Source organism: Streptomyces sp. STR69 (genome assembly GCF_024519455.1).
Classification (GTDB): domain Bacteria; phylum Actinomycetota; class Actinomycetes; order Streptomycetales; family Streptomycetaceae; genus Streptomyces.
In genome coordinates this window covers 416367-437919 of record NZ_JALJRY010000004.1, presented here as the reverse complement: position 1 = coordinate 437919, position 21553 = coordinate 416367, and the positions used below count along the sequence as shown (strand labels likewise).

Annotated in this window: 13 protein-coding genes; 4 read left to right on the top strand and 9 right to left on the bottom strand. The window is 69.6% G+C overall.

Translation table 11 applies throughout. From position 1 onward, the window contains the following. Nucleotides 1-394 precede the first annotated feature (394 nt). The 4 genes from OC490_RS10365 (at nucleotide 395) to fxsT (ending at nucleotide 8740) form a co-directional block, all read left to right on the top strand. Nucleotides 395-2533: an FxsB family cyclophane-forming radical SAM/SPASM peptide maturase gene (locus OC490_RS10365; RefSeq protein ID WP_262057549.1), complete on the top strand. Its 2139-nt coding sequence runs from the start codon at nucleotides 395-397 to the stop codon at nucleotides 2531-2533. Nucleotides 2534-2598: 65 nt separating this feature from the next. Next, nucleotides 2599-3366, top strand: coding sequence for an aminoglycoside N(3)-acetyltransferase (locus OC490_RS10360; protein ID WP_262057548.1), 768 nt, complete (start codon nucleotides 2599-2601; stop codon nucleotides 3364-3366). 54 nt (nucleotides 3367-3420) lie between these two features. Continuing rightward, nucleotides 3421-4698: a TIR-like protein FxsC gene (locus tag OC490_RS10355; RefSeq protein WP_262057547.1), complete on the top strand. Its 1278-nt coding sequence runs from the start codon at nucleotides 3421-3423 to the stop codon at nucleotides 4696-4698. Next, nucleotides 4685-8740: an FxSxx-COOH system tetratricopeptide repeat protein gene (gene fxsT, locus OC490_RS10350; protein ID WP_262057546.1), complete on the top strand. Its 4056-nt coding sequence runs from the start codon at nucleotides 4685-4687 to the stop codon at nucleotides 8738-8740. Before OC490_RS10355 ends, fxsT begins: the two co-directional genes overlap by 14 nt. 21 nt (nucleotides 8741-8761) lie before the next feature. Here fxsT and OC490_RS10345 read toward each other — a convergent pair whose 3' ends face one another. The 9 genes from OC490_RS10345 to OC490_RS10305 all read right to left on the bottom strand — a co-directional run bounded on the left by OC490_RS10345 (nucleotide 8762) and on the right by OC490_RS10305 (nucleotide 21470). Continuing rightward, a complete protein-coding gene (locus OC490_RS10345; RefSeq protein WP_262057545.1) occupies nucleotides 8762-9655 on the bottom strand; it encodes an alpha/beta fold hydrolase in 894 nt (297 codons plus the stop codon). 176 nt (nucleotides 9656-9831) lie between these two features. Next, nucleotides 9832-10674, bottom strand: coding sequence for a hypothetical protein (locus tag OC490_RS10340; RefSeq protein ID WP_262057544.1), 843 nt, complete (start codon nucleotides 10672-10674; stop codon nucleotides 9832-9834). Continuing rightward, nucleotides 10674-12347: a PHP domain-containing protein gene (locus tag OC490_RS10335; protein ID WP_262057543.1), complete on the bottom strand. Its 1674-nt coding sequence runs from the start codon at nucleotides 12345-12347 to the stop codon at nucleotides 10674-10676. The genes OC490_RS10340 and OC490_RS10335 overlap by 1 nt, the downstream gene beginning before the upstream one ends. 27 nt (nucleotides 12348-12374) lie before the next feature. Then, a complete protein-coding gene (locus OC490_RS10330) occupies nucleotides 12375-14228 on the bottom strand; it encodes a LamG-like jellyroll fold domain-containing protein (protein WP_262057542.1) in 1854 nt (617 codons plus the stop codon). Between the two features lie 69 nt (nucleotides 14229-14297). Next, nucleotides 14298-17249 (bottom strand): glycoside hydrolase family 2 TIM barrel-domain containing protein, encoded by a 2952-nt coding sequence (locus OC490_RS10325; protein WP_262057541.1) that lies wholly within the window; start codon nucleotides 17247-17249, stop codon nucleotides 14298-14300. Further along, complete coding sequence (locus OC490_RS10320) at nucleotides 17246-18166, bottom strand: alkaline phosphatase family protein (RefSeq protein ID WP_262057591.1); 921 nt, start codon at nucleotides 18164-18166, stop codon at nucleotides 17246-17248. Before OC490_RS10320 ends, OC490_RS10325 begins: the two co-directional genes overlap by 4 nt. Nucleotides 18167-18317: 151 nt before the next feature. Next, nucleotides 18318-19187 (bottom strand): carbohydrate ABC transporter permease, encoded by an 870-nt coding sequence (locus tag OC490_RS10315; protein ID WP_262057540.1) that lies wholly within the window; start codon nucleotides 19185-19187, stop codon nucleotides 18318-18320. Further along, nucleotides 19184-20098: a carbohydrate ABC transporter permease gene (locus tag OC490_RS10310; protein WP_262057590.1), complete on the bottom strand. Its 915-nt coding sequence runs from the start codon at nucleotides 20096-20098 to the stop codon at nucleotides 19184-19186. The genes OC490_RS10315 and OC490_RS10310 overlap by 4 nt, the downstream gene beginning before the upstream one ends. 94 nt (nucleotides 20099-20192) lie before the next feature. After that, entirely contained in the window at nucleotides 20193-21470 is a 1278-nt protein-coding gene (locus OC490_RS10305) for an ABC transporter substrate-binding protein (protein WP_262057539.1), read from the bottom strand. Nucleotides 21471-21553: the final 83 nt, after the last annotated feature.

Genomic DNA, 21553 nt, shown 5'->3' with positions numbered 1-21553 from the left:
GCTATGGTGAGGGAAGAAACTACCCGAGTGGCCCAACGCACCCACAGCGATAGGCCCGCTGACCTGCGGTAAAGAATCCGCCGTCGGCGTTGGCTAACATGGTGGGCCAGTCCGCGATAGCGTGTTCCCCGAGACTCTCGCCTGTGCGGTGAAGGGGCGGCTTGTTCTGCCGCCCTACCGCCCTCCTGATCAGGGAATGCCGTGATCATTTCAGCAAGAACCATTTCGCAGCCGACTGCTGTCGCCAACCGTGCTGCGGCCATGACGCAACTTGACGCTCCGCACGACCCGAGGAGTGTCCGAGGGGTACGTCGTGCTCTCTCGTCCACGCACAGTCGAGAGGGCGCCCGGGTCACATTCCAGTCTTCTATTTGATGACAGCGATTCCTTCAGAATGACCAGTCCGCTGGTTCCACTTCGGCAAATCGTTCTCAAGGTCCACAGCAGGTGCGACCTTGCGTGCGATCACTGCTATGTATACGAGCATGCCGATCAAAGTTGGAGTTCCCGCCCCAAAGTGATCTCGGACGAGGTCATTTCGTGGACTGCTCTGCGTCTGGCGGAACACGCGAAAACCCATGCATTGCCCTCCGTGCAGGTCATCCTGCACGGAGGGGAGCCCCTGCTGGCGGGCCCGGCCCGCCTGCGGCGCATCTGCGAGGAACTGCACACCGCACTGCACGGAATCGCCGAACTCGATTTACGTATCCACACGAACGGCGTTCAACTCAGCGAGCGCTACCTCGATCTCTTCGCCGAATTCGACGTCCGGGTGGGCATCTCCCTGGACGGCGATCAGGCCGCCAACGACCTGCACCGTCGATTCGCCAACGGCCGCACCAGCTACGACAAGGTGCTGGCAGCTGTCGCACTGCTCCGGCAGGAGCGCTACCGCCACCTCTACGCGGGCCTCCTGTGCACCATCGACGTGCGCAACGATCCGGTCGCCGCCTACGAAGCGCTGGCCGCGCTGGATCCCCCGCGCATCGACTTCCTTCTGCCGCACGCCACTTGGGACGACCCGCCGCCGCGCCCCGACACAGTCCCCACGCCGTACGCCGACTGGCTGATGGCGGTCTACGACCGCTGGGACGCTCAAGGGCGCCCCATGCCTGTGCGGTTGTTCGACTCGGTGATCAGCACACTCGGCGGTGGACTGAGCCTGACCGAGTCCATGGGACTGGCACCCGCCGACGTCGCGGTGATCGAGACCGACGGGACGTTCGAGCAGGCGGACTCGCTCAAGACCGCGTACGACGGCGCTCCGGCCACCGGTGAGGACGTCTTCGACAACACCCTTGACGACGTGGCCCGTCATCCCGGAATCACCGCTCGCCAGCAGGGACTTGCGGGACTGAGCGAACAATGCCGGTCCTGCCCCGTGGTGCGCTCCTGCGGAGGCGGACTGTTCGCCCACCGGTACCGGGGCGACGGCAGCGGATTCGACAACCCGTCGGTCTTCTGCGCCGATCTCGAAGCGCTGATCCGCTCGATCGACCACCGCACGGGTGCCGGCGCCGACCGGCCGATCGACGGATTCGACGCCCTGGCCGACGGCAGCGACGACGGCACGGCGGTGCGGGAACTGGTGCGGGCGCGGCAGGCGGTGACCCGTCAGCTGCTCACCATGGTCGACCGTGAACTGCCGCACGGAGACGACGAGTTGTGGGAGTCCGCCTGGGACCTGGCGCTTCGGCTCGGTCGTCGGGACGCCGCTCTGCTGGAGCCCTTCCTGTCCCATCCCTACACCCGGACATGGCTGGTGCGCTGCCTCGACGGCGAAGCTCCGTCCGGCCATCTGGCCTCGCTGGTCGCTGCCGCCGCGCTGCCGGCCGGCGCTGTCGACCGGGTCACGGTGCCCGTCCGCGAAGGCTTCGCCCATCTTGCCGGGGCGGGGCGGCTGCGCACCCAAGAGGCCGCGGCGACAGTGGAGTTGACCGGTGACCGGATCCGCGTCGGCGCACCCGGCTGGGAGCACCTGCGACGGCTGCGGGCCGACGGCCTCGACGTGGCACTGGACGATGTCGACCCGTACCGCGACTGCTACGACCGGCCCGTCCGCGGGCGGTTGACGGACGAGGAGATCGAGGAGTGGCGGCATCTGCTCCCGCAGGCATGGGAGTTGATCCGCAAGACGCTGCCGGGGGTGGCCTCCGGAATGGCGGCCGGTGTGCGGGTGGTGACACCACTCGTCGGTGCCGCGGATCCGGACGGTGTCTCCCCGGGAGGGGGATTCGCGGGCCTCGGAGTCGCGTTGAGCAGCGATCCGGTGCGGCTCGCCGTCGATCTGGTGCGCGCCTTCCGCCTCGGTCTCCTGGACGCCGTGCTCGACGTGTGCGACCTGTATGACGAGGCGGACACGCACACCGGGATTCTGCTCGCCGACCTGTACGCCCGCGTGGCGACCGAGGCGCTGCGGCCGACCGCCGGGTCGGCTCGGCGGACGAACGCCCGGCTGGAGGAACTCGCGGCGGTCGGTTCGCTCACGGTGCTCGGACGACGGTTCGTCGACGGCATGCGGCGGGGCCGGTGAGAGGGCCCCGGCCGTTATCGGACGGCCTCGAAGCCCTCGGTGTCAGGCCCGGGGCGACGTTGCTGGTGCACGCGTCGTCGCGCCGGGTCGGCCCGGTCGCCGACTCGCTGCCCGGTGCCCTGCTCGACGCTCTCGGCCGGGACGGAACGCTGGTCGTCCCCACGTTCACCGCAGGCAACTCCGACTCCTCGCCCGCCTACCGACAGCGGGTCCGCGGGATGACGGACCGTCAGCGAGCGTCCCACGAAAGGGACATGCCGCCGTTCGACCCGGCGCGGACGGCCTCGCAGGGCATGGGGTGGCTGGCGGAGACGGTGCGTCGCAGACGGGACGCGGTGCGCAGCGCACATCCCCAGACGTCGTTCGCCGCTGTGGGAGCCCGGGCGGCGGAACTGATGGCCGATCACGACGAGGAGTGCCATCTGGGGGAGAGCTCGCCCCTGGCCCGGCTGTTCGCGGCCCGTGCCCAGGTGCTGCTGGTCGGCGTCGGCTACGAGGTGTGCAGCGCTTTCCATCTCGCGGAGTACCGGATCGCGGACCCGCCCCGCCGGGAGTACCGCTGCGTGGTCCTGCGCGACGGGCGGCGCGTCTGGACCTCGTACAAGGACGTCGACCTGGACGACAGCGACTTCGGCGCACTGGGCGCGGCGTACGAGGCTCACGACGCGGCACTCGCTTCCCCCGCCCTGCGGCACGACCGGCTCGGCCACGCAGACGCCCGGCTGCTGCCGCTGAGAGCGGCGGTGGAGTTCGCCGTCGGATGGCTGTCCGGAAATCGCCCTCGCCCGCATGAGGCGAACCAGTCACAAAACGCTGTCGGATTCCTACACTGAGTCTCCACGCATGGGGGATCGGGGGATCGTGTGGAGCGGATGGAACCATTAGGGGTGGAGAGTGCCGCCCCGTATTTCTTCCTGAGCTACGCCCACTCGCCCCGAGACGACTTCGACGAGCCCGACCCGGACATGTGGGTCCACCGATTCTTCCGTGATCTGCGCGGCCACATACGGGAGATGGCGGACACGGACGGCGGTCCCGCGGGGTTCATGGACCGTTCGATGCGTGCCGGGGAGGTCTGGACGGAAGAGCTCGAAGGTTCGCTCGCCGGCTGCAGGGTGTTCGTACCGTTGTACTCGCCCCGCTACTTCCGCAGTACCTGGTGCGGTCGGGAATGGACTGCTTTCGGCCGCCGCGCCGCGCGCCGTCGCACCGGGGAGCGCACCACCGCCCCCAGCGCGGTGGTGCCGGCCCTGTGGACGCCCGTCCCCACCCATCGACTGCCGGACAGCGTCAAGGACTTGCAGTACACGCATCCCGAACTGGGCGACCGCTACCGCGAGTACGGGCTGTACGGACTCATCAAGGTCAGTTCGTTCCGCGGTGCCTACCAGAAGGCGGTGATGGAACTCGCCCAGCGCATCGTCAAGGTCGGCGAGGACGTCATCGTGGAGCGTGGCGGCGACACACCACTGAGGCACCTGCCGAACGCCTTCGAGCCGCTGAACACCCGGCGGACCCTGCGGATCACCGTCGCCGCGCAATCGGTGGACCGAATTCCGGACGGGCGCACGCACTCCTACTACGGCCGCTCGCCACTCCACTGGAATCCCTACCACCCGGAGTCCGCCAAACCGCTCGCGAGCGTTGCCGCCGAGATCGCCGAACGCCTGGACTACCGGCCCGACGTCAGGGCGTTCGACCCCGGCACGACCGCCGACGCGGGACCGCCCGACGGACCCGAGGTGATGCTGCTCGACCGCTGGACGCTGCGCGATCCCGAACACCGGGCGGGACTGGCCGAGTTCGACCGGAGCCACCGGCCGGCGACCGCGCTCGTCGTGCCGTGGAACCGCGACGATCCCGACAGCGAGGCGGCGGAGGACGAACTGTCGGCGGCGACGGAGGCGATCCTGCCGCAGAAGATGAACCAGGGGCGCCAGGCCTGCAGACCCGCCGTCCGGGGCATTCCCGACCACGAGTCCTGTGGCGTGCTGCTGCCGCACGTCGTGCAGTGGGCGGCGGTCCAGTACCTCAAACAGAACCCGGGACCTGCACTTCCCGGCCCCACCGCCCCGCGCTTCCGGCTGAGCATCTCGGGAGACCAGGACGGTCAACGGCGGAGGCCCCGCCCGTATGCCGAGGAGGACGACGATGACCAGCCCTGAGGAACATGACGGCCCCGAGGGCCGGATCGTGACGTTCTACTCGTACAAGGGCGGCACCGGCCGGACGATGACGCTCGCCAACGCCGCCTGGATCCTGGCCGCCAACGGCAAACGGGTCCTGGCCGTCGACTGGGACCTGGAGGCGCCCGGCCTGCACCGCTTCTTCCACCCGTTCCTCGACCCGGCGACCATCGGTGCCACCACAGGTGTCATCGAACTGCTCTCGGACTACGCCTGGGCGGCCGCGGCCGATGCCGTCGAGAGCGAGTCCCGCCCGCCGGACTGGTACCTCGACTACGCCCGCATCCAGCGCCACGCCGTCTCCCTGGAATGGACCTTCCCCGGCCAGGGCACCCTGGACCTGGTCACCGCGGGACGGCAGAACCGCGACTACTCGGCGATCGTGAGCACCTTCGACTGGGACAACTTCTACGACCACCTCGGCGGTGGCGTGTTCTTCGACGCGTTACGCGACGACATGCGGCGCAACTACGACTACGTCCTCATCGACAGCCGCACCGGTCTGTCCGACATCGCGGACATCTGCACCGCCCATCTCCCGGACATCCTCGTCGACTGCTTCACACTCAGCGACCAGAGCATCGACGGTGCCTCGGCGGTCGCCCACCACATCGACCGTCGTTTCGCCACCCGCGCCATCCGCATTCTGCCGGTCCCCATGCGCATCGACGAGGGCGAGAAGGAGAAGGCCGAGGCCGGACGCTCCCTGGCCCGGGCCAAGTTCGACGGCTTCCCCTCGGGCATGACCGAGACCGAACGCACCAGCTACTGGGGGTCGGTGGAGATCCCGTACCGCGTCTACTACGCCTACGAGGAGACGCTCGCCACGTTCGGCGACGAGATCGGCAATCCCACCTCGCTGCTCTCGGCCTTCGAGCGGCTCACCGGTGTCATCAGCGGCCAGTCCGTCACCGCGTTGCCGCGCATCGACGAACAGGTGCGCCAGCGCTACAAGACCGCCTTCACCCGCAGCCGCGCGGTACTCCCCGCCGATCTCCACCTCAGCTATGTCGCCGAGGACCGGATGTGGGCGGACTGGATCGGCTCGCTGCTGGCACGCGCCGGTTTCCGCGTGGTCCTGAAGTACGTCGGTTCCGAGGGCGACGGTGCGGAGAAGCCGGCCGATCGGACCGTCGTCGTACTGTCCCAGGCCTATCAGCGTTCCGCGCGTGCCCGTCAGGTGTGGGAGACCGCGACCGGTGGCGACCCGTCGAGGCGGCGTGAGGTGACGGCGGTCCGGGTCGGCGACATCCGGCTGACACCGTCGTTCAGCGAGTGGGAGTCCGTCGACCTGGTGCGGCTGGACGAGCCGCGTGCGGCCTCCGTGCTGCTGCGGGCCCTCGGCAAGCCGTCGCTGCCCGTCGAGCAGTCCGCCGACGGAATCGCCTCGGAGGCACGTTTCCCGGGAACCGCCCCGAAGTTCTGGAACGTCTCGCCGCGCAACGCCTCGTTCACCGGACGCAGCGCCCTGCTGGAAAGGCTCCGCGACGGCCTCGTCACCAGCACCGCCGGAGGCTCCCCGGCGCCCTACGCCCTGTACGGGCTGGGCGGCGTCGGCAAGACCCAGATCGCACTGGAGTACGTCCACCGTTTCGCCGCCGACTACGACCTGGTGTGGTGGATCCCCTCGGAGCAGAGCGAGTTCGTGATCTCGGCGCTGCAGGACCTCGCCGGCCGACTGAACCTGAGGGTCGGCGACGACGCGGCACAGGCCGCGCAGGAGGCGCGCGAGTACCTGCGCCAGTCGACCTCCGCGCTGCACTGGCTGCTGGTGTTCGACAACGCCGACGAGCCGGAGGAGGTCAGGCGGTACTTCCCGGGCGGCAACGGCCACATCCTCGTGACCTCCCGCAACCAGACCTGGCTGCAGTTCGGCGAGGCCCTGGAGGTCGACCCCTTCCTGCGCGAGGAGAGCGTCGAGCACCTGCTGCGCAGGGCCGCCGACCTCAGCGTCGCGGAGGCCGACCGGGTCGCGGAGGCCGTCGGCGACCTGCCGCTGGCCCTGGACCAGGCGGGCGCCTGGCTGGCCGAGACCGGCACCCCGGTGGACACCTACCTGATGGAGCTGGAACAGCAGGCCGAACAGGTGCTGTCCTTCAGCCACCCCGCCAACTACCCCCAACCGGTGGCCGCCACCTGGAACGTCTCCATCGAGCGCCTCAAGGACCGCTCGCCCGCCGCCGTACGCCTGCTGCAGCTGTGCGCCTTCTTCGCCGCGGAACCGATATCCCTGAATCTGCTCTACGGCAACGAGATGATCAAGGTCCTCTCCGAGGAGGACCCCACGCTGCAGGAGAAGATGGTCCTGGGCCGGGTGATCCGCGAGATCGGCCGGTTCGCGCTCGCCAAGGTGGACCGGGCCACCAAGTCGATCCAGGTGCACCGGCTGGTCCAGGCGGTGATCCGCTCCCAGCTCTCGCAGGAGGAGCAGGAGAGCGCCCAGCACGTGGTGCACCGCATCCTGGCGGGCGCCAGGCCCGCGGGCGAGGAGCCCATCGACGAGCCGGAGAACAACGCGATCTTCGCCGCGATCTGGCCGCACCTGGAGGCCTCCGAGGCCAGTACCTGCGACGAGCCCGCGACCCGGCAGCTCCTCATCGACCGACTGCGCTATCTGTGGAAGCGCGGTGATCTCAACTCCGCCCTCGCCTTCGGTACGGAGCTGCGGTCGTCCTGGGAACACCAACTCGCCGCGCGGCGGGAGGAGATCGCCGAGCTGGAGAAGAGGATCGCCGCGGACAAGGAGCGGACCGGCAGCGCGGACCCCGCGGATCTGGAGCTGCTGGAGTCGGAGGAACGCTATGTGCGGGACCTCGACATCCAGATCCTGCATCTGCGCTTTCACATCGCGAACCCGCTGCGCTCACTGGGGAAGTACGTGGAGGCGGAGAAACTGGGGTCGGACACGCTGGCCCGCCAGCGTCGCATACTGGCCCCCGACCATCCGCACATCTTCATGACGGCGAGCGGTCTTGCCACCGACCTCGGCAGCGTCGGCCGTTTCTCCGAGGCTCTGGAACTGGCCACCGAGGCCTACAACGGCTTCAAGGAGTACTTCGACGAGGACCATCAGCGGACCCTCAACGCCAACAACAACCGCGCCGTCTGCCTGCGCCAGCTGGGCCGCTACACCGAGGCCCGCGACATCGACCAGGAGATCTACGACCGGCGACGCAACGACCTGGGGGCGGAGCACGAGCAGACCCTGAACAGCGGCGTCAACCTGGGTCGCGATCTGCGCGAGGTGGGGGACTACAACGGTTCGCTCACACTGCTGCGGAGCAGTTACGAGACCTACCGGCGGCGGTTCGGCGACACGTACCCCGACACCCTGCGCGCCGCCAAGAGCCTCGCCGTTTCGCTGCGCAAGGCCGGTCAGGTCGCGGAGGCCAGCCACATCACCCTCCAGACCCGGGAGCACTACCGGGCACGCGAGATCCCCACGTCCACTCCGGACGTGCTGGACTGCACCCTCAACTACGCCACCGACCTCTACGCCACCAACGCCCGGGACGAGGCCGTGGCACTGGCGCTGGAGATCGTGCCGCAGTACCGGATAGCGCCGGGTCTGCGCCATCCCGCGACCCTCGCCGCGGTCAACAACCTCGGTATATTCCTGCGGGGTTCGGGCGAGGTGGGCAGCGCCCGGGAACTGCTGGAGGAGAACCTCGCCGTCCTGCGCGAGGTCCTCGGCGAGCAGCATCCCTACAGCCTGTCCGGTGCCGTGAACCTCGCCAATGTGCTGGCCGAGCACGGGGAACTGCTCAAGACCGAGCAACTGGAGCGGACGGCCATAGCCGGATTCCAGCGCAGCCTCGGCCCGAGCCATCCGGACACCGTCGTCTCACGCGCCAATCTGTCCGTCACGCTGCGCGCCCTGAAGCGGTTGCCGGAGGCCGACCAGTTGCAGGGGGGCGCCGTGGAGGAACTGTCCCGGCGGCTCGGTGAGGAGCATCCGCACACCGTGAGTGTCCGCGACGGCAAACGTGTCCACCGGGACCTGGAGCCGCTGCCCGTGTGAGCGGTACGCGGTGACGGCCCCTCAGCAGCGCTCGGCCGTCAGCGCGGGCCGGCCGCCCAGAAGCCAGGTGACGATGTCCGGCAGCACGCGCAGCGACGCGAAGTGCGCGGCGGTGGGCTGGAGGATGGCGATCACACTGGGAATGTGCTCGGCGAGCCAGCGCGAGTGGCTGGCGGGGGAGAACGCGTCCTGCTCTCCGTGCCAGAGCAGCACCGGTACGGAGATGTCGTCCGGGGAGAAGCCCCACGGGCTGCAGAACGACAGGGCGTCGTCCACCCAGCCGTCGGCCGACACCCGCAGCGCCTCACGGTAGTTGCGGACCAGCATCGCGCGGATGCCCGCGTCGGCGATCACCCGGAGGTCGGACTCGGTCAGTTCCCGGCGCAGCTGGGCCAGGAGTTGTACGGGGTCGGCGCGGATGGCGATCGAGCGTCTGCGCAGGCTGGCCGCGAGCCGGTCGGGGCCGGCCAGGGCCTTCGTGTACTCGTTGACGTTCGACGCGGCCATCCCGGCGAACCAGTCCAGCCCGACGGCGTCACGCGGAGCCAGCCCGACGAGTACCGCCACCCGGGTGACCCGGTCCGGCAGGAGTGCGGCGCAGGCCAGTGCGTGCGGGCCGCCGCCGGAGCGGCCCACCACGGCGAAACGCTCCAGCCCCACGGCGTCGGCGATGGCGGCCACATCGGCGGCGACGTGCGCGACCGGGCGGCCGGGGAGGCGGTCCGAGGGGCCGTAGCCGGGGCGGTCGTAGGTGATCAGCATGGCCCGTTGGTGGTAGAGCATCATCGGGCGGGGCGCCGGGCCGAGTCTGCTGCCGGGTGTGCCGTGCAGGAGGAACACCGGTGACCCGTTGAGATCGCCGGTGATCTCGACGGCTAATCGTCGACCGTCCCCCGTCCGCACCTCTTTCCGCATGCGCGGCCTCCCCTCATGACCCGGTCGCGGTGGTGTGCCTGGTGGTTGTGCAGCGGTCAATCCCCATGGTGGACCACATCATCCCGGTGTGCGTGTGTTTCTGACACCCGCTCGCCCGGGAACGTCGAAGCCGGCGGCGGGCCGAAGCCCACCGCCGGCTGTCCGCGGTTCCCGGTCTACTGCTGCTTGTACGAGTACACGCTGGTCGACACCACACACACGCCCGGCTGGACCACCTCGGCGCGGAGCGTGCCGCTGTTCACGTCGTAGTCGACGCCCTCGGCCTCGAACGTGCCCGTGCAGATGCTGCGTTGGGGCAGCGCGAACAGGCTCGTCACCGTGCCGGTGATCGGCTGCCCGTCCAGCTTGTGCGGCAGGTCGACCTGGAGGAGCGGGCGGATCTCGGGGAACTTGGTCCCCGACGCGTCGTCCGAGACGCACACCAGGCGGGTGTCCGTCACGAAGTCGCAGCCCTGGATGTCGTTCACCGTCCTGTCCAGGGTGATCTGCCCGGCCTGCGGCAGCGTTCCGCCCGTCGCCGGAGTGGACGGGTTGAGCAGGGGAGTGGGGAAGACCTGGAGTCTGGACTGGTCGCCCCACTCGCCCGACACCATCCACTGCGTGTCCGGCGAGATGGCGTCGAACGAGTTGTTGATCTTCTCGCCCGAGTCGAGCGGGTGGACGTACGTGTAGCGCGTCCCGGACGGCGTGGTGACCGCGAACATCTTGGACGTGCCCGTGTCGGCGGCCTGGTAGGCGTCGAAGACGTAGCCGTTCGCGATGTCCGGGTCACCGACGTGGTTCCAGCCCTGGACGCGCAGATCCAGCGGGATGGAGGCCGGCCCGCGGTACAGCAGCGAGCCGTCCGCACGAGAGGCGACGCCCTCGCCGCCGCCGAGACTGTCGGTGTAGGCCGTGCCGGTCTCCGCCCAGGTGGTGGCAGCGGCGGCCGAGGAGGTGCTCACGCCGAGCGTGAGAGCACCCGATAAGGCGGCGAGGACAGTGAGTTGACGCTTCATCAGGTACCTGCCAGGTCGACGAAGATGGGGTTGGAATAGAACCATGTGTCGGCCCACGGGTCACCGTTTCCGGGCGCGTGGGGGATCGGGCCGTGCGGGTCGACCGAGGCGCCGAGGTAGCCCGCGCCGTGCCGCTCGCCGTCGCTGCCGCGCAGCCGCAGGTAGAAGGACTCGTCCCCGGCTGTCACCGGGATCCGCAGGGTGTACGTCCCCTTGCGGCCGTTCACGTCGGCCGTACGGACGACCTTCGTGTCCGGCGCCCGCCATGCGTCCCGGTCGGACACCGCGCCGCGCACGGCACCCCGGATCACGTCCACGTGCGCCAACTCCGGCAGGATTCCCTGGGCGTTGGGCCGCGAGGCGGTCGTCACGGTGACGCTCAGCGTGAGCCTCTCGCCCTTGCGGACCCGCAGCCGACCGCCCAGCGTGACACCCCGGCCGGAGTCGCAGTCCCGCTTCAGGCGGACGTCGAGCCCGTCCAGCAGATGCCCGTGGTCCACCCAGACCCGGCCCGCGCGCATCCCCGCCATCACCGCGCCGTAGCCGTAACGGGTCACGCCCACATGCGTGCGGCTGAACTCGCCGGGCCAGAAGTCGCTGCCGGGCTGCGGGGTGCCGGTCTGCACCGGGTCGGGCAGCTTGCCGGTGTTGTCGAAGTTCTGCCCCTCGGGCCAGGCGCCGTTGGCCCAAGTGTCGTAGACCGTACGGTGGTTGTCGGAGTTCGTGGTGATCGAGAACAGCCGACCCTCGGCCAGCATCGAGTCCCACAGCCCGCCGACGGTCGCCGTCGCCCAGTCGAACCCGCCGTACGTCACATACGCGTCCGCCGGATAACCCGCCCAGGACTGCGCCGACGGCTTGTTCTCGTACTCGCCGCGGATCGACGTGGCGCCGCGCCAGCCGGGCAGGGCCGCGCCCTGGGCGCCGGGCGCGCCCTCCATGCCGATCATGATCTCGGGGGCCGCGTCCCGCCAGGCCCGCATCTCGTGCGGGGAGTCGATGCCCAGGCGCAGCGGGTGGTTGGCGAGGACGAGGACGTCGTCGACGTAGCCCGAACGGCGCTGCTCCGCCAGCCACTTGATGGCCTTGACGGCGTGCGCCTCGTTGCGCGCGGTGTCCGTCGCCCCTGCCGAGCCCTCGGTGTAGCCCAACAGCTTGCCGTCGTAGGCGAGTTCGAACTGCGTGAGCAGATCCACCTCGTGACGGCCCGGCGCGGCGAAGATCGTGCAGTGCTCGGCGGCCGGGATGTACCACTCCAGGCCCTGGAAGATGAGCTGGCGCGGGTTCTCGGCGCGCGCCTTGAGGATCTCGGTGTGCTCCAACTTCGCGCCGTAGTTGGCGTGTCCGAAGTTGGAGTGCTCGTTGAACACCATCCAGTCGAGGCCGTACTGCGCGGCGGCCTTCGCCTGCTGGGAGAACGTGTACTTGGCGTCGTGGCTGTACACCGAGTGCACATGGTGGTCGCCGACGAGGTAGGCGAGGCGCGGGTCGTTGCCGCCGTAGCCCCGCCCGGCCGCCACGGCAGGTGCGGCGAGCGGTCCTGCGCCGAGGGTGAACGCGGCGCCGAACAGGCCAGCGCGGCGCAGGAGTTGGCGCCGGGAGACGCCCTGGGCGTCGAGGGCGGCGGGGGAGACGGAAGGGTCGGCCCAGATGGGCAGCTGCTGCTCGGTCATGATCGGTGTGAGTCCTCTGGAGCGCTGTCAGTGGGTCATGAAGGAGGTCACGGGCAGCGCCCGGGAGACGATCCGGACGTCGCCGAGGCGGCCGTGCAGGATCTGGTCGATCTTGTCCGCGTACTCGTATCCGCCGAGCAGCCACGGCTGACCGGAGGACGCGATGCCGATCGCGGGGGCGTGCGGGTTGCGGGCCACCGGGCAGCCCTGGACGTACATCGTGGTGTGCCGTCCGTCGTTGACGACGGCTAGGTGCCACCAGATCTCGGGGTCGGTCTCGTCACCCCAGTTGGTGGCCAACTGCTGCTGGTTCAGGGCGTGTACCGCCCACTGCGGGCCCGGTCCGTCGGACAGGGACAGGGTCGCGAGCGGCTCGTCGGGGTCGTCCGTCACCGTGCCCACGGAGCCGTTGCGGCCCGTGCGGCTGACCAGACCGGCCCAGGCGTTGTGCGAGGCGTTCCAGTCGGCGGGCAGCCAGTAGAACGCCTCGATGGTGTAACCGTTCTTGAACGTCGCCGAGTTGAGCGGCGCCTCGTCCACGGTCCGCAGATAAGCGCCCTTCAGCGGTGACTTGTAGCCGGTGAACTCCAGGCTGCCGTGGCCCGGTTGGTCCGGGTGGTGGTCGGCCGACCAGCCGAGGGTGCCGCCGTTCACGGAGACCACCGCGAGGTCGTTGCCGCGGCCGGACAGGTCACGGACGGTGCCGGAGCCGGAAACCGGGGACTCGAAGCGCCAGTAGGCGGCCGTGCCCGGGATCAGCATCTTCGACGCGGGGCGCGCCGCGCGGACCGGCACCGGGTCGAAGCCCGCGAAGCGGTCCGCGAAGTCGATGTCGACGGAGAACCGGTCGGCGTCGCCGCTGAGTTCGATCTCCTGCCGCTCCAGCTCGTTGAGGCCCTTCGCGGCCCGGCCCAGGATCCACGGCGACACCGTCTCCACGTCGATGACGTCGCGGTCCAGGTCGAAGTGGTAGAGACGGATCATCGCCGCGCCACCGAAGTAGCGGTTCTGATAGTTCGTCAGGTGCAGGTGGACGTCGTTGCCCGCCGCGTTCTTGCGGGTCGCCCGGCGAGCCGGCCAGTAGTGGCCGTTCAGAGTCAGGAAGATCTGGTCGTGGTCCGCGATGAGCTGGTCCCACAGCTGCTGCCCGTAGTCCGACAACGTGTCGTCGTCCACGACCAGTTCGTGCGTGGTGAGGACGACCGGCGTCTTCGGGTGCTTGGCGATGACGTCCTTGGCCCAGGCGTACCCCTTCGCCGACAGCCGCCAGTCGAGCGCCAGCACGAGCCACTCCCGCCCGGCCGCCCTGAACAGGTGGTACGTGTTGTAGCCGTCCGAAGAGGCGCCGCCGAACGTGGACTTGTTCTTGAACCGCTGCGGGCCGAACGCGTCCAGGTAGGGCGACGCCCCGCGCTGGTCGTCCGTCGACGACTTGATGTCGTGGTTGCCCGCCAGCACGCTGTAGCCGACACCGCGCCGGTCCAGCAGCTTGAACGCCTCCCCGATGGCGGTGAATTCGGGCACGGCCCCGTTCTGCGTCAGGTCGCCCAGGTGCGACAGGAAGACGATGTTGTCGTCCTTGCCGTGCTCCAGGAGATAGCGCAGCGAGGCCTCGATCGGCGCCTTGTCGATGCTCGGACCGTCGAAGAGGTACTGGGTGTCCGGCATCACGGCGAGCGTGAAGCGCCGGCTGTCGGTGTCGGGCCGCCAACCCGCCTTCGTCGACGCCGAGTTCGGGGCCGCTTCGGCGACGCCCGGCAGCGCGACACCGGCCGTGGCGGCGGCACCGAGCAGCGCGGTGGCCCGGAGGAAGTTGCGTCGCCCGGCACCGGCCTGGGCGCTCTCGCACTGCTCGTGCTCGTGGTCATGCGAAGTACACACGTGTGCTCCGTGGGTAAGTGCTCGTGAAAGCTGGGGAGTTCAAAGCCGGGAAGTTCCGAACCGGTGGGTTCAGAGAACGCGCAGGGTCCAGCTCCAGCGATGGACACCCGGTGCGACGAGATACTGCGGTGTGGTGTCGGGGCCGCACGAAGCCGTGCCCAACCCCCGGTGTGCCGCGTCGAGTTGCACCACGCAGGACGTGCGCGGCACCAGCTCGTCGTGATGCCGTACGGCGGTCAGGTCCTCGGCGCGGTGGCGGGTCACCGAGACCTGGCGGGGCTCGTCGAGGTCGACCGTGAGACCGGTGGCGTCCGGTGCCGACAGCGTGAACCGCCGTACCCCGTGCCGGCCACCGCTCTCCTGCGGGCGCAGATACGGGGTGAACAACTCGTCGACGGGGACCGAGTGATGGCCCACGGGCGCGCCCGTGCAGCGGTCGGGGTACGACTCCCAGGGACCCCGGCCGAACCACTCCAGCAGATCCAGACCCGGCACCGTCTCGAACACGGTGCCCACCCGGGCCACGTCGACGAACTCCTCGGGCAGCTCGGCCGACTCCTCGACCCGGACCCCGCCCTCCACCGGCGTGAACACCTGACAGTGCCGGACCACACCGACCGCCCCGGCGTACTCGGCGACCGCCGTCACGCGCTCGCCGTCACGCCGTACCGAAACGACCTTGCGGACCAGTGAGTCGAGCCCCCAGGTCCGCCAGCGCAGCGCCATGCCGCCCAACTCGTCGTTGTCGGTGGGCGCCCGCCACAGGGACAGGGTCGGCGCGACCGTCAGCAGCGGGTGGAGCAGCAGACCCTCCCCGTCGACCTCGACACCGCTGCCGCCAACCACCGGTGGCGCCACGGGCGTTGCCGCCCGCAGCCGTACCTGGGGCGTGCACACCTCAGTGCCGCGCGGCGCCCACACCTGGTCCTCGGCCGTGGTCACCCGCAGCGTCAGCCAGGCCTCGCCGCCGTCCTCAGGCAGTTCGAACGGCAGCGGTACGGCCGTCGTCTCGCCAGGGCACAGGGCGGGCAGCTGGGCCGGAGCGGTCAGCGTACGGCCGTCCGCGAGCGCCAGCTCCCACGTCCCGGCGAGCCATTCGAGGCCCCGGAAGTGCTGGTGGTTGCCGAGGACGATGCCCTCGTGCCGGAAGCACTCGATGCGCACCGGCGCCGCGATCTCCCGGTGCTCGAACATCACCGGCTTGGGCGTGCGGTCGGGAAACACCACGCCGTCCGCGATGAACGCGCCGTCGTGGATCGCCTCGCCGAAGTCACCGCCGTACGCCCAGCGGTTACCGGGCGCGGCGACACCGTTGTCATACAGTCCGGCGCCCGCGCGGCCGGTGGGTCTTCCGTCGTTCACACGCTGCAGGATTCCGTGGTCCCAGAACTCCCAGATGAAGCCGCCCTGAAGACCCGGGGTTGACTCGATGGCAGCCCAGTGGTCCGCGAGGGTCCCGTTGCTGTTGCCCATCGCGTGCGAGTACTCGCACTGGATCAACGGCTTGGTCTGCTCACCGGACAGCGCGTGCGCGACACAGTCCTCCAGCGGCGCGTACATCGGGCACGCGATGTCGGAGGCCAGATCCGGATCGGCCCAGCCACGCTTGGCGGCGCCCTCGTACTGGATCGGTCTGGTGGGATCGTGCCGGCGGACCCAGCCGGCCGCCGCGTCGTGGTTGGCGCCGTAGTCGGACTCGTTGCCGAGCGACCAGACGATGACCGACGGGTGGTTCTTGTCGCGCAGCACCATCCGCGAGACGCGGTCCACGAAGGCGTTCAGATAGCGCGGGTCGTCGGCGATCTCGTGCGCGTGGTCGTGCGACTCGATGTCCGCCTCGTCGACGACATACAGACCCAGCTCGTCGGCGAGGTCGTAGAACGCCGGGTCGTTCGGGTAGTGCGAGGTGCGGACCGCGTTGAACCCGAACCGCTTGAGCAGCACCAGATCCGCGCGCATCTCGTCGTACGACACCGTCCGGCCGGTCAGCGGATGGAAGTCGTGCCGGTTGACGCCCCGGACGAACACCCGCTCGCCGTTGACGAGCAGGTCCCGCCCGACGATCTCGACGTCACGGAAACCGATGCGCCGGTACGAGGTGTCGGCGACCGTTCCGTCGGCCCGGTGCAGCCTGACCGTCAGTCCGTACAGCTCGGGCGTCTCGGCGTTCCAGGTGCGCACCTCGGGGACGGTGGCCGTGATCCGGGCCTCGCCGAGGAAGTCGGAGACCCGGTCGTCCTCCGTGTTGAAACGGTCGAACTCCGCTTCCTGGGCCAGGAGTTGGCCCTCCAGGTCACCGCTGATCCACCACCCGGCCGGCAGCGCGCCGCCCGCGTCCCGCACCTGGCAGTCGACCTGCAGCTCCCCGTCGTGGCGCGCCCGCACGGTCAGGTCCGCGAGATACAGCGGGTCGGTCGCGTACAGCAGCACCGACCGCGTGATGCCCCCGTGCCACCACTGGTCCTGGTCCTCGATGTGCGAGGCGTCCGACCACTTGACCACGGTCAGCCGTACGGTGGCCCGCTCGCCGGGACGTACGACCGCCGAGAGGTCGAACTCGGCGGCGAGGTGGGAATCCTTGGAGACGCCGACGGGCCGCCCGTCGACGTGCACGAGCAGCACGCTCTCGGCGGCCCCGACCTGGAGCACGATGCGCCGGCCGGCCCACTCGGCGGGGATGTCGATCTCACGCTCGTAGACGCCCGTCGGATTGTCGGCGGGCGACAGTGGAGGGAATTCTGCATACGGCATACGGACGTTCGTGTACTGCGGAAGGTCGTCCGTGTCCTGCATGGTCCATACGCCCGGCACGTATGCGGACGACCAGGTGTCCGCGAGCGTGGCGTCGGGTGCCGGCAGCAACTGGAAGCGCCAGTCCCCGTCGAGAGGGAGTGCTCCGGTGCGCCGGTCGACGGCGTTCATGGGGAGCCGTGCCCAGGAGGTCAGCTCGGGTGCCTCCCAGGGGCGGAGGGCGATCAGGGGATCGGCGGGCCGGAGCCCGTGGATCGACGGATCGTTCATCGGCGGATGGCTCCCTTGTCGGTCGGTGTGCGCGGCATGACGGGGGGCGGGGGTGGCATGACGGGTCCGGGCAGGACCCGTCCGGCCAGGCCCCAGTCCGGGTCGACGGGGATGCCGAGCCGGTCCAGGACGGTGGGGGCGATGTCGACGAGCCGGGGCGAGTCGAGCCGGGTGCCGGCGAGCGTGCCGGGCTCGGCGAGGACGACGAACACCTCGCGCTCGGCGCGGGTGTCGCCGCCGTGGCCGCCCGTGTCGAGGTGCCCGTGGTCGGTGGTGACCAGCACGGTCCACCGCTCGCCGGAGGGCCGTGCGTCGAGCGCCGCGAGCAGCCGCCCCAGATGGGTGTCCTGGGCGAGAAGAGCGTGGTCGTAGGCGGCGGAGAGGGGACCCGTGGCGTGACCGGCCTCGTCGGTGGCGCCGAAGTACACGAACACCAGGTCGGGGTCGTCCTCGGTGAGCCAGCGCAGGGCGGTGCGGGCGACGAGGTCGTCCGCGGTCGCGTAGCCGTCGCTCTCGCCGTCGTGGTGCACCCGCCGCCCGATGGCGGGGCCGAGGACACCGCGGTGGACCAGCTCCGGCCAGGACACTGCGGCGGCGGTGCGCAGACCGGGGCGGGCGAGGGCCGCGCGGCTGAGGAAGTCGGGGTGGCGGGCGTAGTCGGCGCCCGCGAAGTCGTTGCCGGTGACCCCATGCCGGTCGGGCCACACCCCGGTCAGCACGCTGGACCAGCCGGGCCCGGAGTCGGTGTAGGCCATGCTCGTCCACGGTCCGCCCTCGGCCTGGCCGTCGGCCTCGCCGTACGGCAGCAGGCTGGTGCCGTGGGCGCCCCCGGCCAGCAGGCCGTGCAGGACGGGGGCGTGGGCCGCGGAGCGGACCAGCCGGTCGTGGCGCAGTCCGTCCATGCCCACCACGAGCACCTTGCCGCGCGGGGTGCCGCCCCGGCCGGCGGACCCCTGGCTCTCCGCCGCCCGCGTCCGCTCGGCGTCCGTGTCCGTCACCGGATCCCTCCTCTGTCCTGCGCTTACCGCTGTCTGTGCGTACCGCGCGGGCCGGGGCGGCCCGCGCGGGTCAGGTGCCCTGCACCGCGCCCTCAGTGGCGCCCGCGATGAAGCCGCGGGCGAAGACGGCGAAGACCAGCACCAGCGGGAGCGACGCCATCAGCACCCCGGCCATGACCATGCTGTAGTCGGTGGTGTGGCCGACGTTCAGCTGGGCCAGCTCCACCTGGAGGGTCACGTGGTCCGGGTTGGTGAGCACGATGAGCGGCCAGACGTAGTCGTTCCAGGCGCCGACGAAGGCGTAGATCGCGAGGAAGGACAGCGCGGGCCTGATCATCGGCAGCGCGATGTTCCAGTACTGGCGGAAGAACCCGGCGCCGTCGATGCGCGCGGCATCGAGGAGTTCGTCGGGCACGCCGTTCTCGATGTACTGGCGCAGCCAGAAGATGCCGAAGGCGTTGGCCAGGGCGGGCGGGATCAGCGCCTTGAGCATGCCCACCCAGCCGATGTTCGACATGAGGATGAACTGCGGCAGGATCGCCAGTTGCAACGGCAGCATCATGAACAGCAGCAGCGTGCCGAAGAGCACCTTGCGGCCGGGGAAGTCGAACTTGGCGAAGGTGAAGGCCGCCAGCGAGTCGACGAACAGCACCAGGACGGTGGTGACGGTCGCGACGACGACCGTGTTGAGCATCGACCCGAAGAAGTCGATGGTGTTCAGCACATGCCGGATGTTCTCCAGCAGATGGGAGCCGAAGGTGAACTTCGGCGGGCTCTTGTAGATGTCCTGGGTGGTGTTGGTCGCCATGACGATCGTCCACACGAACGGGAAGACCGAGAGCAGGACGGCCGCCATGAGGATGATGTGCGCGGTCAGGCCCTTGGGGCGGCGCAGCCGCCTCGAGCGCGGGGCCGGCCGGGTCGGATCGGCTGTGGTCACGGTTTCCTCCCTCGTTGGGTGATGCGCCAGTTGACGGCGACGAGGACGATGATCAACAGGAAGAAGGCCCACACGATGGCGGCGCCGTAGCCGTAGTCGTTGTTGAGGAAGGCCGACTGGTAGAAGTACAGCAGCGTGGTCAGACCGGCCTGTCCGGGGCCGCCGAGGTTGGCGTTGGCGGCGTTGCTGGCGAACAGCACCTGGGGTTCGCTGAAGCTCTGCAGGCCGTTGATGGTCGAGATGATGACCGTGAACAGGATGATCGGCCGCAGGATCGGGACGGTGATCTGGAAGAACGTGCGGACCGGGCCGGCGCCGTCCACCTTCGCCGCCTCGTAGATGGAGGTCGGGATCGCCTGGAGACCGGCCAGGTAGATGATCATGTTGTAACCGGTCCACATCCACGTCATCAGCAGCGCGATGACCACCTTGATCAGCCACGGGTTGCTCAGCCACGGCACCGGCGAGATGCCGACCGTGCCGAGGATCGCGTTGACCAGGCCGAAGTTGTTGCTGAACACCGCGCCGAAGAAGATCGCCACGGCGACGATCGAGGTGACGTTCGGCACGTAGAGGGCGATCCGGTAGAAGCCCTTGAAGCGGCGCACCGAGTGCAGCAGCGTGGCCAGCACCAGGGCGCCCAGCAGGGTGGGCACCGTGGACAGCACCCAGATCACCAGGGTGTTGCGGATCGACAGCCAGAAGACCGGGTCCGACCACAGGAACCGGAACTGCTGCAGGCCCACGAACTGCTTGTCGCCGAGGCCGTCCCAGCGCTGGAAGGCCAGGTACAGCGAGTAGAAGACCGGGAAGAAGGAGAACGCGGCGAAGATCAGGTAGAAGGGCGAGATCGCCAGGTACTGCCGCCAGTACGCCAGCGGGCCGCGCCGCTTCGGCCGGACGGTGCCCACGGGCGTGGCGCGCCGGGGGCGGAACCGGGCCGGGCCCGGCCCGCCGCGGTGTTCGGGCACCGCGGCGGGACCGGTGACCGGAGGGGAAGTCACCTCAGTTCACCCCCTGGCGGCGGGCGATCTGCTTGGCCTGGCTGACCGCATCGTTCCAGGCGTCGTCGGGCTTCTTGCCCTTGGCCTCGATGTTGGTCAGCTCCGTCTTGTACGGGGCCATCACGGCGGCGTCGGCGGGGGCCTCGTAGGTGTTCGGGACGGCCTTGGCGGCCGGTCCGAAGATCTCGATGATCTTCTGTCCGCCGAAGAAGGCGTCGGGGCCCGTCATGGCCGGCATCGTGTACGCGGCCGGGGCGGCGGGGAAGATGGCGGCGTCGGTGAACCCGCGGGCGTCGTTGGCCGGGCTGAGGATCCAGCTGATGATCTTGAATGCCTCTTCGGGATTCCGGCACTGCTTGGGCAGCGCCAGGTAGGAGCCGCCCTGGTTGGCCGGTCCGACGGGCATCGCGCACACCCGCCACTTGCCCTTGGTCTGCGGGGCCGCCTGCTCGATGTCCAGCGCGTGCCAGGCCGCGCCGAGCTCGGTGAGGAGGGTCTTGCCGACGGCGGCGTTCCAGGAGTTGTCGTTGATCTTGGCGTCGAGACCCAGGGTGTAGGGGCGCACCGACGTGGTCCAAGCGGCGCGGATGTGGTCCTGGTCGCCGATGAAGTGGTTGTTCTTGTCGATGAACCGCTGTGTGCCCTGGCCGACGGTCATGTCGAACATGGAGCCGAGGTTGTTGACCAGGAAGGTGCCGGGGTTCTTCTTCTGCAGCTCGGTGCCGAGCGCGAAGTAGTCGTCCCAGGTCTTGACCAGGGCGGCGACCTTGTCGGGGTCGGTGGCCACCCCCGCCTTGGCGAACATGTCCTCGCGGTAGAAGAGCGCGGTGGGACCGATGTCGATCGGGAAACCGATCTGCTTGCCGTCGGAGGTCTGGGCGAGCTTCGTCTTCCAGCCCAGGTACTGCGAGGAGATCTTCTTGAAGCCCAGGTCGTTCAGGTCGAGGAAGCGGGAGGCGTTGGGCAGGAAGGACGCGATGTCCTCGCCCTTGATGCCGGTGATGTCGGGCACGGAGGAGCCGCCCGCGGCGAGGGTGGTGGTGAGCTTCTGCTTGAAGTCACCGCCGATGGAGGAGGCCGTCAGCTTGACCGCGCCGCTGAAGTGGGTCTTTGCCTCCGCCACCACCTTGTCGCTGAGCGCGCCGCCCCAGTACCACAGGGTGAGGTTCTTGCCGTTCTTGGTGCCGCCCGATCCGGAGCCGCCGCATGCGACGGTCAGGCCGGACGCGGCCGCGGTGAGCGCGGCGGCCTGGAGGAAGCCTCTGCGTGATAGGTCCACGGGTCACTCCTGTTGTTCCTGTGCGTGGTACTGAGGGGCGTGGGCTGAGGGGGGTGGTGCTGTGGGTGTGGGGCGGGGGTGCT

Coding starts and splice junctions, on each gene's coding strand:
- OC490_RS10335 (WP_262057543.1), bottom strand. CDS start 12,347: ATGACCGAGCAGCAGCTGCCCATCTGGGCCGACCCTTCCGTCTCCCCC.
- OC490_RS10325 (WP_262057541.1), bottom strand. CDS start 17,249: ATGAACGATCCGTCGATCCACGGGCTCCGGCCCGCCGATCCCCTGATC.
- fxsT (WP_262057546.1), top strand. CDS start 4,685: ATGACCAGCCCTGAGGAACATGACGGCCCCGAGGGCCGGATCGTGACG.
- OC490_RS10345 (WP_262057545.1), bottom strand. CDS start 9,655: ATGCGGAAAGAGGTGCGGACGGGGGACGGTCGACGATTAGCCGTCGAG.
- OC490_RS10365 (WP_262057549.1), top strand. CDS start 395: ATGACCAGTCCGCTGGTTCCACTTCGGCAAATCGTTCTCAAGGTCCAC.
- OC490_RS10340 (WP_262057544.1), bottom strand. CDS start 10,674: ATGAAGCGTCAACTCACTGTCCTCGCCGCCTTATCGGGTGCTCTCACG.